This window comes from Bdellovibrio sp. BCCA (assembly GCF_037996825.1).
Taxonomy (GTDB): Bacteria; Bdellovibrionota; Bdellovibrionia; order Bdellovibrionales; family Bdellovibrionaceae; genus Bdellovibrio.
In genome coordinates this window covers 2,337,762-2,350,604 of sequence record NZ_JBBNAC010000001.1, presented here as the reverse complement: position 1 = coordinate 2,350,604, position 12,843 = coordinate 2,337,762, and the positions used below count along the sequence as shown (strand labels likewise).

The 12,843-nt window shown below is 46.1% G+C and carries 7 protein-coding genes; 5 read left to right on the top strand and 2 right to left on the bottom strand.

From position 1 onward, the window contains the following. Window positions 1–38: 38 nt before the first annotated feature. Window positions 39–1,070, top strand: a complete 1,032-nt coding sequence (locus tag AAAA78_RS11455) for a DUF475 domain-containing protein (RefSeq protein ID WP_340592186.1) — start codon at window positions 39–41, stop codon at window positions 1,068–1,070. On the opposite strand, the gene AAAA78_RS11450 is transcribed toward AAAA78_RS11455, so the two are convergent. Then, window positions 997–1,905 (bottom strand): DMT family transporter, encoded by a 909-nt coding sequence (locus tag AAAA78_RS11450; protein WP_340592185.1) that lies wholly within the window; start codon window positions 1,903–1,905, stop codon window positions 997–999. The genes AAAA78_RS11455 and AAAA78_RS11450 overlap by 74 nt on opposite strands. Beyond that, a complete protein-coding gene (locus tag AAAA78_RS11445; protein WP_340592184.1) occupies window positions 1,898–2,620 on the bottom strand; it encodes an FAD-binding oxidoreductase in 723 nt (240 codons plus the stop codon). The genes AAAA78_RS11450 and AAAA78_RS11445 overlap by 8 nt, the downstream gene beginning before the upstream one ends. A 188-nt stretch (window positions 2,621–2,808) precedes the next feature. Here AAAA78_RS11445 and AAAA78_RS11440 point away from each other — a divergent pair, with 188 nt between their 5' ends. The 4 genes from AAAA78_RS11440 (at window position 2,809) to AAAA78_RS11425 (ending at window position 12,787) form a co-directional block, all read left to right on the top strand. Beyond that, complete coding sequence (locus AAAA78_RS11440) at window positions 2,809–4,872, top strand: hypothetical protein (protein WP_340592183.1); 2,064 nt, start codon at window positions 2,809–2,811, stop codon at window positions 4,870–4,872. Between the two features lie 201 nt (window positions 4,873–5,073). Then, window positions 5,074–6,099, top strand: coding sequence for a hypothetical protein (locus AAAA78_RS11435; protein WP_340592182.1), 1,026 nt, complete (start codon window positions 5,074–5,076; stop codon window positions 6,097–6,099). Window positions 6,100–6,272: 173 nt separating this feature from the next. Further along, window positions 6,273–9,689, top strand: coding sequence for a hypothetical protein (locus AAAA78_RS11430; RefSeq protein WP_340592181.1), 3,417 nt, complete (start codon window positions 6,273–6,275; stop codon window positions 9,687–9,689). Continuing rightward, window positions 9,686–12,787, top strand: a complete 3,102-nt coding sequence (locus AAAA78_RS11425) for a S8 family serine peptidase (RefSeq protein ID WP_340592180.1) — start codon at window positions 9,686–9,688, stop codon at window positions 12,785–12,787. Before AAAA78_RS11430 ends, AAAA78_RS11425 begins: the two co-directional genes overlap by 4 nt. Window positions 12,788–12,843: the final 56 nt, after the last annotated feature.

The following is a 12,843-nucleotide window of genomic DNA, read 5'->3' as shown; positions in this document are numbered from 1 at the left end:
CTTGATTCTTCGCGCCTAGAGCCGCAGGATGTGGAGCCATGAAATACTTTACTGGCTCCTTTTTCTTTACGGTTATCGGACTTATTGCGTCTTACTTTGTTGGTCATTATTACGGCGGAACTGCGGCGGCAGGTTTCAGCGCTCTTTTTATTGCGGTGATCTTAGCTGTTCTCGAAATCTCTTTGTCTTTCGATAATGCGATTGTGAATGCCGTTGTTCTTAAAGAAATGACTCCGGTATGGCGTCATCGTTTTTTGACGTGGGGAATGTTGATCGCGGTTTTCGGAATGCGTTTGATCTTTCCGTTATTGATTGTCACTTTCGCAGCCGACATCAATCCATGGCAAGCTTTGGTGATGGCGGCCACTCGTCCTGACGACTACGCAAAATTGATGTTAGGAGCACATCTGCAAGTGGCGGCCTTTGGTGGTGCGTTCTTGTTGATGGTGGCCCTTAAATACTTCTACGATGAAAGCAAGGATTTGCACTGGATTCCTTTTATCGAAAAACCAACAGCGTATTTGGGGAGCAAAGTCGAAGCGATCGAGGTCGCTCTTTGTCTTGTCATTCTTGCGTTGATCTCTCACTTCCTGCCTATGGAAGAATCATTGACCTTTTTGAAAGCGGGAATGGCGGGTCTTATTACTTATGTGATTGTTGACGGCATCGGTTCATGGCTTGAAGCTTCTGATGAAACAATGAAGGACGTGCACAGAGCCAGCGCGGGCATGTTCCTTTATTTGGAAGTTCTAGATGCATCTTTCAGCTTTGACGGTGTTGTCGGAGCCTTTGCTATCACGCACAATCTTTTCATTATCATGATTGGTCTCAGTATCGGCGCTTTCTTCGTCAGAAGTTTGACGATCATGTTTGTTGAAAAGGAAGCACTCAAGCAGTTTGCTTATCTTGAGCATGGCGCCTTCTATGCCATCGGCATTCTGTCCATGATCATGCTCGCAGATCCATTCTTGCACATTCCAGAATGGGTGACTGGTCTTAGTGGAGGACTTGTGATTGCGATTTCGTTCCTGTGGTCTTTGAAGAAGGGTCCCAAAGAATCTGCAGAATAGAAGCGATTAAAATCATCAAGGCGCCTGAGAGTTGAAACAACGTCAGGCGCTCACTTAAAATAAAATATCCAAAGATTGCCGCAAATGGCGACTCCAATAAAAACAGCATACTCGCTGTCGCATCCGACAGAACTTTTTGTGTGCGCACTTGCAAATAAAACGCAATCACACTCGAAGCCACTCCCAAACAGATCACGCCAATCCAAGGAAGCCAGTGCTCTGAACTTATGTTGATTTTATCTTGAGTTAATAAAAGGGGAGTCAGAAAAGCTAAGCACCACAAAGATTGAAAATTATTAAAGCGAAACGCATTGCCGACACGGTTTGAAATGCGGCCGATATAAATAATGTGAAAAGCGGCGATGACCGAACAACCAATCGTCCAAAGATCACCGGTGTTGACTCCTTGAAGATTTGCGTCCATCAGAATAAAGGTTCCCGCCAAGGCCAATAAAACCAAAGCATAATTTTTCCAGCCGGAACGAGACTTGAAAAACCACGCATTGAAAAGCGGTACAAAGATCACATAAAGACTGGTTAGAAATCCACTCTTTGTTGCCGTTGTATATTTAAGACCAATAGTTTGCAGCAATAGCATCCCGCCAAGGAAAAGACCCGCGGGAAGCGCGCGCAATAATTCTTCGCGAATCGTCGTGAAGTTGATTCCTCGAAAAATGATGTAAAGAATCTCGCCAAAAACAGAGGCGATAATAAAACGATAAATTAATGTCTCGATGGGAGTGAAGGCCTTCAGAGCCCAGACAGTGGCGACGAAGCCAAAGCCCCAAAGGACTCCGGCAAAAATTAATTCAACGGCCGCGCGACTCTTAGTCAAACGCTTCCGCCCAGATGCGTGATTTCTCAAAACCATCCACTTCAAGAAGCTGATGCTTCACTTCTTTGATCATGCCGCCGTTACCGCAAAGGTAGAACGTCGTCGGAATGTTTTTATAATCAAACTCGCTGATAAAGTTTTGCACGTAACCTTTTTTACCCTTCCAGTCGTCTTGCGGGCGGCTAAGGACAAACTCAAATTTGAAATCTTTGAGTTCTTTTTGCAGCTGATCGATTTCTTTTTGGTAGTACATGTCTTTCTCAGAGCGAACTCCGAAAAGCATGCGATAGCGAAGATTCGGATACTGTTCTTTTTTAGAAAGCAGATAACAGATATGTTGAGAAAGTCCGGTGCCGGTATTGAGGAAAACAATTTGCTCTGTCGGCGGCTCTTGGAAAAACACTTTTCCAAAAGGTCCGGTAAAGTTGAGCGTCTCGCCCCCTTTGAGATTCCAAACAAAAGTCGAGGCCACTCCATTTTCAACGAACTTAAACAAAAGGCGGAAACCATTCTTGATGCGGTCATCAGAGGCGATGGAATAAGCACGCAAAATCGGCTTAGCCTCACCTTGTGGGACGTTGAGCATCACAAATTGGCCAGCTTTAAAGGAAAATTCGGCCGGAGAGTCCGTTTTAAGCACCAGTTCGCGCACTGTCGGAGTGTGATCGATGATTTGTTCTACTTTCATGTGGTAAATCGTGCGTGCGGAAGACATAAAGCTCCTTCAGGTTTGCTTTGGTCTTAATATTCCAAAAATCCCAGACAGTCCAATATTTTAGCTTGTTACAAAACCTCGCATTCAATAAAATCCTAGGAGGGGATTTTATCGCGCCAGCCCGGAGGGACGAGGGCAGGAGCCCGAGGCAATAAAATTCAGATAAGGAACAGCAAAGAGGTAACAACGTGAATATTGCGCAGCATCTGGTATTATCTGCACTTATTAGTTTCGGTACGTTCGCGCAGGCTCAGGAGTCAGCTCCGGCAGCCCCGCCAGCTTCCACCCCAGCTCCAGCGGAAGCTCAAGAGGAAATTCCAGCTCCTCAACGTTCGTTGTTGAAAACAGCAGCGACACGCGACTTCAATAAACCCCTTTATTTCGATCAAATCGATAACGGCGTGATTTTACCTCCTTTGGAGTTGGAGTACGATCTTACGGGCGACAAGGGTAAGACGTTGAAAATCGGAAACGTCCTTTTCAATGAAAAAAACTTTTTCTTTGCTCTTTTGCCGTTAGGAAAAACTCATTCGCAGCTCAACCAAATTCTTGGCGGCAGTGAAGCCGCAAAGACCACTCTTGTGATGGCATGGCCGGATAAGCTCATGACACACGGAACTTTGGAAATGATTTCCAGAACCGGTGCGGTTCTTTGGACGTATAACTTTACGGAAGCTGATCATACAAAATGGGCCAAACAACTTGAAGAGTGGCGTAAAGCTTTGATCACAAAAGGCGTTCCGGCAAAAGATTTGATTCGTGCTGGTATTTTTGGTTCCCAGTTTGCGATTGTGGATGCGGAAGCAGCGAAAGCACCCTTCTGGGGGCAGAAAGAATCTTTCCGTTTTTGCTTAACTCAAACAGACGGTCGTAACTCGACAAAAATGTGCTCGCAAAGATACGGAACGAAATCTTCAGGTCGTAACGTGATCATGGGGAAAGTGCGCACGGATGCGACGACTCCACGCGTGCTTGTGCAAAATGAAGAAGCTCCTATGAAAAACTCTGTGGTTGTCGCTGCGGACATGCCGACATCGTTCTTTGCAGAGCTTGCAAGTGGAGAGTCTTACGAATTCGTGACAGTTCCAAACAAATTGGAACTGATGGATATCGCTGACACGAAAAAGCCCACTGTTCTAAGAATCGTGGGTTACGACACGCGTCCGATTGGTCGCTCCATCATTCTCAATCCAGATCAATACTCTTCTTTAACGAAGCTCTTGGGATTTGAAGCAACGATCGGTGACCCTCGTAAGTTCTGGGCTGCGGCTATCAAGAAAGACGATCCGAAAATTTATTTGCCGGGACAGGGCGGCGGTGTTTTCAAGCAACGTTTCGAGCTTTCTGAAATTCCTCGCACACAATCTCGCGCTTACCTGAGCAAACGCACTCCGACAGGCACGTACATTGACGGTGTTAAGTTGGAAGGCCGTAAGCAACCTGTGGCAGAAGTGTCTTCCGATCAAAACTCTGTGGAAGTGGATCCGCGTGACCCTGCAAGTTTTGTTTGGAAATTTAAGGCGACAGAGCGTGGTCAAATCAATCGCTCGTATTTAAATGTCACTGTCGATGGAAAAACCTATAAGTCCTACTATGAAATCTATAAAGGTTTCCCGCGTGAGCTTTCCGGTCGCTTCACTGGTGTACAGGCAAAGAGCGACTTCATCATTATGGGCGAGGTGGCTTACAATCAATGGTTTGAAGATCTTTTTGGTTGGACAAATTATTGGCTTTCTCGTCAAAGATGGGGATTCAGCGCAAAGTATTTCCAATCGTTCAATCAGTTGAAAGTGGACACGGCAGGCAATACAGCTCCTCTTAGCGTGATGACTGTAGATTTGAAATATCGCGTGACGCCAGGATTGTGGGGACGCGATGAATCCGTTGGGGGAATGATTTCCTATCAGAATGTGACTTTTGATAAACTCAAAGCGCCAATGCTTGGTGTAGGAGCTTTCTGGGCGCGCTCGATGCCAAAAGTGTTTGATGACTTCTTCAACCTTTTGCCAATCATGCGCTATCCAAAATGGGTGGATATGGAATTCATCTATTATATGAGTTCGATGGATTCTAAAGTGACTTTGAATGCGCCGATGTCACTGAACTTCCACGGTAAAGTTTTGTGGTCAGACCGTTATTTCGGTGAAGCGGGATTCGGGATGAAACGTTACGGCTTCACAGACTCTTCGCTCAATCAAAAAGCAGAGTTGAACACCTTCTACGGAACTGTGGGATTGGGTATCAACTTCTAAGATTTTTCACTCTGAAAAACACGCAAAGGCGATCTCCAAGAGGTCGCCTTTTTTCTTGGTAATTCGTGGAACGAGTTATTTATTTGGCGCCCATGAAAGTCACGTGTTTAGCATTTAAACAGGTGAAAAGCTTTTAAACAGATTTTCAGCCTGGTTTGAAGATTGCTCGCAGGAACAGCGTTGCTAAAGAAAGGACGTTCAATGCGAGCACTATTTTTGTTTTTCCTATTTGTCTTGGGATTGCTTTCATCGTTTTTCGTAACCTCCGAAAAAGCCTACGCACAGCAGTCCAATAAAGTGATCAATGACTCTTTGGTGCAAAACCTAAGTTGCCGCACCTTGAGTGTCGACAATATCTATCGTGCCATTCGCGCGGATGCCTTTGCGGAAAGCCGCAATATGCCGATTCGTAATTGGCCTTTCCGCAGTGGATTGGCGACCATCGCGGGTTGTTGGGCGCTCAGTAGCACACAGCGAATGGTTTCTTATATGGCTCGTTACAACACTCCTGACAACCGTCGTATGGATCAAAGGGTGCCACGCATTCTTGATATGGTCCGCAGAGGCAAACTCGAAGCTAAAATCGGCGGCGGTAACGATCACGATTATCCAAACAGAAACAACCAACAACAGCCTTTTATTTCTCGCGATTTGAGTTATTACACTGTGTTTCCGGTGCCAGAGGGAAGCTTGTATGAAAGTTCTAAAGACTATCAGAACGGTCTTTGGAATGGCTTGATGCGCGGTTATGAGCAAGAGTTCAACGGTCAAAGAGTGTCTCGTAACTTCAAAGATGAAATTGAAGCAAATCAGGCTTCTCATTTTTTCCGTGCAAGCAATATCACTTTAGCTATGGGCAGTGGCGCTCGCGCTGGCGGAACGAATGTGATCACGGCACAACAGCTTATGAAGAACCTCGATGGTAAACGTCTGACTCTTATCAACTTGCGCGCAGGTCGCACGGCTCAGCACGTGGTGATGGTGAAGTCTTATAGAAAACTCTCTGACCGAACGATTGAGTTTAGAGTTTATGACTCAAACAATCCTTCTCAGGATGCCACGGTTTTCTTTAGCACGAATGCTCAGCAGTTCTATGCTCCTGATATCGTCGGCCGTTTCGTCTTAGAAAATGAAACTCGCGCTTTGGGAGTTTACATTGTCGACGAAGGGGAGCGCACACAGCTTGAAGCGGCAATGCTAGCTCACTACAAAGTCCTCTGCAGATAGTGTCGAGAAGTCTGACACTGAGATAAAAAATGCGGCAACTCGTGGAACGGGGGCCGCATTTTTGCGTAAAAACGAATAAAACACGGAATTAACGACGATTCGTATGAGAGTCCATGGCTTAGTCCTTGCTAAATACCGGACGGTGCCAATTTTACCCTAATAAGGGAGTTTAAATGTCTTTGAGAATAGTCATAGTCTGCGCATTCTGCTTGATGATGCTCTCCATAGCGAGTGCTGAAAGCGTCTCATTGCCTTTAAAATCCGTGAAGAAGCCTTCTTCAGATCTGATCAGCAGTTCAGGAAGTCCTTTGGATGTCGGCCAAGCGGCCGCTCTTGCGAACCAAGGAACGGATCTAAGTCTTCTTAATCCCCAAGAAAATAAAATGTGGCAAAACCGTATTTACCAAGCCACCGAAGAGATCGCCGGGACTTATCCTGTTGCCAACAATGGCGTTCAGTTCCTTTCTGAGGAAGCCGCTTTGCCGTTCACCTATATGTCTCGCGTTCAATCCCGTGAAAATCCAGGATTGTTCTATCGTTTAAGTCTCAGCCGTTATAGCCACACGACCTTGATGCGTGCGGCTCTCTTAAGGAAACTTGGCTACTACGTTCCGTCTCCAAAGTACTACCGCAATCTTCGTGTTTTCTTCGCCAATGAAGAAGAAAAAAAATCCTTCCTAAAGAACGCTCAAGAAAGCATGATCTCTGACTTCCAAAGCCGCGGTTGGGTGAGCCAAGACGATGCGGGCAGCCACTCCGTTGTTTTCACAGACGCTGTTCTTGAACCCGCTTTGGCAGAGTATTTCGATATTCAATGGGGTTACGCTCCAGATCCAAACAATCCAGATCAATTGCCAGCGGTACAAAGATTCTCTCGTTACAGAGCTTACCGTGCGTTGATTCTTCCATTTGCTCTTGTTGACGTTCCAGAAAGTATCAACCGTTTCTCTGCGAAATTCGGTTCGGTTCTTTCCGGTCACGTTGTGATCAATCATCCTTCGGCGGAATCATTTTCTGCTTGTACTTACGAAGATGCCCGCTGGTTGGTCAGACGTCTGGCAGATCTTCGCTACCAGGACATTCAAGACATCGTAAAAGCCGGTGCGTTTCCAAAAGAACTTGAAGAGCTGGTGCTGGCAAAACTTCTTTACCGCGTGAACAACGCTTTTGAATTGTTCAATCTTAAAGGCAATAACGGTTTGCCTCTTCCAGATTTAGAAAGAATCAATTCTGCCAACGGCCTCGTTCAAAACGGAAAGGTGATGAAGGAATTCGTTCCTGGTTATCCGCAGCGTTTTGCGCACGGGGACCGTCAATCGCCATTCCAAGATGGCGATTTGGAACGCTACATCGGTATCCGTGCGAAGTCGGCAGCCATCGGTACGGCTTTAAATCATATCAATGAAAAATTAGATCTTCTGAAGGTCAGCGATCTTTACCAAGGTCGTCGCGAAGAGATTTCACAAAGAATTGCTCAACATATTAAAGAAAAACCTCTGGAGCCGTTGTATCAGAATGTCGAAGCCTGGGGTGGCCCTGTAGGGGGATTTAACCTCGCAGCCACTCGTCACGTGACGACGGGAACTTATTTCGGAAGCTCTGCGCCGATTCAATTGGTGGATAACTTAAGCGTTGCAGGTCGTTTGGGTTACTTCATGACTCTGGATGGAGTTCCAAATGTGATTCCAGCATTTGGTGCTAACGTCATGGTGATGAGAGATTACACTCACGTTCGTCCTCTTCTTTCTATTAAAGAAGGTACGAAAGTTCCATGGCAGGATCTTTTGATTCCGAAATTCATGAACAACGTCTCTAAAGTTTTGACGGAAAAAGATCTTGTAAAGTCGGCCGACGGTAAGAGCATGCGTCAACCTTTGGATGCATTCTTGGCAGACATGCGTGAAGGTGAAGTATTCACCATCACGGATTCCATCGCTTTGTCAGCTTATGGCCAATTGTCGTCTTCCCTTGATGTATTGATGGGTATTTCACCATTGAGCTTCATCACCTCCGTGTCAGTCGGCGCAGATGGTTCAAGAGCGATTCTTCGTCAAACAAGCTTCATGAGAACTAAAGAAGGCGTGCAAGTTTACGTGCGTGCACAAACGGGTAAAGCGTTGGGTGCGACACTGGACTTTAACTTCTTCATCAATGTTATGCGTGTCCGTGCTAACACGACATGGACTGATTTGAATACCGATGCCTTCGTCATTGACTACAACCCTGAGTACGCGGAACTTTTGGATACAGGCAAAGTCGATCAAAAATTCGTTAAAGATTTTGTCGACACTCGCGATAATTTAAAGCCCGCTCTTCGTGCACTCTTTAAGAGCAACGATCCTGAGTTGTTGTATGCGAAATTTTCGCACAAAAAATTTGAGATCGACCACGACCTTAAAACCAAAGAACTTCGCACGAAGTTCCTTGCTTGGCGCGTGAATTCTTTCAATGAAGATCACTTGCTTAAAATCCGTTATCCGCGCAGCTCTGAGGCTCCGGATATCGATCCTAAAGATGAAGAAGTGACGTTGTTCTCAAATAAAAAAGGAGAACTCAAAGGTCGCGATCTTCTTGGTTTTGCCTCTGACTGGATTGACGGCATTTTGAACAAATGGTCGCCGAAGAGCCGCGTGGACTTAGCCCGCAGTGATGATCCAAATCCAGCGAATACGCCATTTGGTAAAGCGTATTGGAGAACCGTCAACACAGAGTCTGATTTGACGGTGAATTCAAAACAATATCCTTCCGTTGCGATCGTTCAACACGTTTGGGGCGGATGGCATTTAAATCGCAAAAAGTTCTTTAAACTTTTGGATGAAGTTCAAGGCGAACTCAATGGAGCTCCATTGATGAACTATCGTTTGATTGAGCCAGAAGCTTTTGCCAACGTGACTGCCGTGGATTTCTATCGTATCACAGCGAATCTTTCGATCTTGCCAGGTGGTTTAGATAAGATCCGTAATTTGATCACACAGCCCGACGCCGACGGAAAAGCAGCTAGAAGACATAAGTTTGTGAGTGGTCTTTTCCAAAAACTCAGCGAAAAGATGGGTCATAAAGCCCGTGCCAACGACAAAGAAATGTTCGACGACATGATGTTGATCCTGGGTAACGGCAACATGGAAAAGGGCAAAGGCAAGTACTGGGAAATGTGTGAAGAAGCCCAGCAAAAAAGCCGTGGCGGTAACAATGACCGTGGTGGTAGCGACATTCCAACTTCTGCCTGGGTGAATGGAACGAATTACGTTTGTATGGTTCCTTGGATGGAGAAGCTTTTGGACCTTTCTGCAAAGTATCCGAAAGACAAGCTGTCACAAACGCAGTGGATGACAAATGTGATCTACGTGCTTGAAGAAGCGATTCCACTTCCTCAGTTGTTGAAATTCTTAGGTGAAGAAAATTACATCTTTTTTGTTCGTATCAATGGCTTCCGTACCGGCGATGAAGACGGTGACTTGGAATACTTCTCAAACACTTTGGGAGATCCAAAAAAGAATATCGATTACGCCAGCGGTTTAATTGCGATGTTTGCGAATAAAACGCGCATCTCTCCAATTGAGCTTGATCGTTCGCAAGGGAGCTTCCGATGAGACACTTACTCTTAGCTCTTTCGATTTTAACCACGGTGTCCGCTCATGCGGCGGATCCGTTCTCGGCTTATCAGTGGGGGCTTAACAATCAAGGCCAACCGCAAATGGTGGATCTTGATCCTTTGCATACGTACAAAGTTCCTGCGCGCGCGCAACAAGACGTGCGCTTGCCTGTTCGTCAAAAAGCGCAAAAGAAAATTCTGGTGGCGGTGTTAGATACGGGCATTCAGAAAAGTCATCCTGATTTAAAAACGGTGATTCACAGAAATGAACCGGAGTGCCGTGCTTTAGCAAAATTCAAAGCCTGCCTTGAAGAAAACGACCGTAAAGTCTGTGAAGCGAAGTGGATGGATTTAAAAAATCCTGAAGTCGATCAAGATAAAAACGGATATCCACTGGATTGCCAAGGGTGGAGTCTTCTTGGCGGCGTAAATGCTGCCGGAATTCTGGGCCGTCCTGACTTTGACGATGAACAAGGCCACGGAACCCACGTAGCGGGTATTATTGCTGCCGAAGCGGACAATAATATCGGTGTCCGCGGTTTAAGTGAGAACGTGGAAATCCTGCCGGTGCAAGTGATCGGTGTTCAGCCTAGTGAACCGATCAAGCCTTTGTCTATTTATGATGACCCGACAGAAGCGGGGAAAGAGTCTATCAAAAGAAGTCTCGGTGACGTTGTCGCTCGTGGTGTTATCTATGCGATGCGCTCAGGCGCTAAAGTGATCAACTTCTCTATGGGTTGGCCACAGACTTCAGACTCTGAGTTCATGAGAAAAGTGATCGAAGAAGCGCAAGCACGCGGCGTGATTATCGTCGCCGCAGCGGGGAACGACTCAACAAGAGCGTTGTTGAGACCCTGCGCTTACCCCAACGTGATTTGCGTTGGTGCTTCCGGTCCCGACGGAGCGATGACACACTTTTCAAACTATGGAAGTGGCGTTGATATCGTGGCTCCTGGTTTAAATATTTTGAGTACGTTCCCGGAAGGCAAACGCCCTGTGCGTTTCCGTTCAACACTGGGTTATGAATATCTTTCTGGAACTTCGCAAGCGTCTCCTTTCGTTGCTGCGGCGGTGGCAGAAATGTTAGCACGCGGAATTCCGGCCAACGAAATTTATCCGCGCCTTGTTTTGGGAGCGAGACCTCTTCTTAGCAACCTTTCTTTGCTTGAAGGCGGCTCTCATGAGAAAGGACAAGTTCTCAGCCCAGAAAGGGAAATTTATAAGAAATATTCTGTGGCAGGAAATTTAGATTTAGAAAGATCTTTGAAAGTCCAACCACAGCCTTTCATTACGATCGCGAATAAAGAAAAAACGGAAATCCCTTGGGATCGTAAAAGCAAAGATCTGTATTTCGAAATTTCTTTTGTAAATAAATGGTCCGATGTCGACGTTTCTAAGGTGAAGATGAACCCGCAATTCATCAAACCTCATCCAGAAGCGGTTCGTCCTTGGATCACATCGGTCAAAGAAGTGGCTCCGTATCCTTCAATGTGGAAGTCAGGTGAAGTTCGTAAGTACGTTGTTGCGATGTCTATCGTAGACAATGCAGATTCTTCACAATCTCGCATTCCAAGTGAGTTGGATTTAACAGTGGACGTAAAAGTCGGGGACCAAGAGCCGCGCCGTTATGTTTTTGAAACTGAAATCACGGTGGACGTAAACGAAAACATGGCGGGAAAAGACATCCGCACGTACCCTATCGTGGGCATGCCAAAAGGACGCGTTTCTTTCATTCCTTTAGATCAAAACTTGGATAAAAATCCCGAACAACGCGATTACTTGGCGTTGATGGAAAATAAAAATCAATGGCAGTTGTGGGTGATTGCGGATTCCGGCATGGGCTCTTACAACGCTGTCGGTGGCACAAAGATTCGTATCGAAGGCAACAGTGAAAATCTCTTAGATAAAGTCACGGCTCGCATGGATATGAATGGTGACGGCCAAAGCGAATACGTTTTGGGCGTGCTGGAAGATAAGAGCGACGACGAAAATGCCAAGGGTTCGCCAATGAGTTTTTTCGTTTTTGATAAATCGATGAAGCTTATTGAAAGCTTTGGCTACAATGGTGAGATGGCAGCGATGCCGCTGGATGCTTCTCAGATCTACTGGCAGAAAATCGGTGGGACCAAGCGCCCAGCCTGGATTGGCGGAGGTAAAGATCCGGACCGTAAGCGCAGCTTGAGAGACCGTTGGGAAAATCCAAACGATATCGAAAAACAAAAACTTCGTTTCTACTTCCTGAATGAGAAGAACGAACTTAAAGCCCTGGAAGAGTACGAAGACTATAAAATTGTGGATGTGATTCAACCGCGCCAAGATCAGATTGAAGCCGGCCGTGTTTCTATCTTGCTTGCTAAAAACCAAGGGACGGAAGCGAAGCCCTCTTATTTGTACAACTTTGCCGTGGCGGAAGTGGTTAACGGAAAGATTGAAAACTTCATGGAGCTTGATTTGTTCCATGATACGAACGTCTACCGTAATATTTTAGATACGCGCGTTGATAAAATTCAAAGCCTTGATTATGCCAAAGATGAATTCGCTGGCAGCTTCTGGTTCGGTGAAGGGCTCAGTCGTCAGCAGCGTTTGACGTTGTTTGATAATAAAAACTGGGATCTCTTGGATCGTCAGTTGGCAGCTCAGCGGTCCCAATTTGACTCCGCTTTGCGTGTCAGAGCGGTTTTCGCGGGGCTTCAACGTAAGGGGGCCTTTGTACTTACAAACTCCGAAATTCAATATCATGACCTCATCACGAACCAGGTTTGGAGTCGCAGCTTAGACCGTTACACGTTCTTCCCAGACAACCTTTTTGTCTCTCTATATATACCACTCACGATTCGCGATGCGCGCGACGCATCAACAAAGCTTCCTGCGATCTTTACAACGGAAGGCGCGGGTCTCAGCCGTGGTGTCAAAATGTTGGTACCGATTTTTGCAAAGGATGGCTCTGCAGTCGAACTGGTGTCACCGGCTCGTTTGAGATTTAAGTCGTCGGGTTGTCGTTCAATGGAAACGGCCGTCTTCGAAGGATCCAAAGGCGCCCACTCGTTTGACTACTACTGCGGCGATAAATTGCTGCGAGTTAACTTGACTTACTAAATAAAGAATCGTTTTTAGCGGTTTTGAAAATAAAAAAGATTCCATAGGAGGAACCA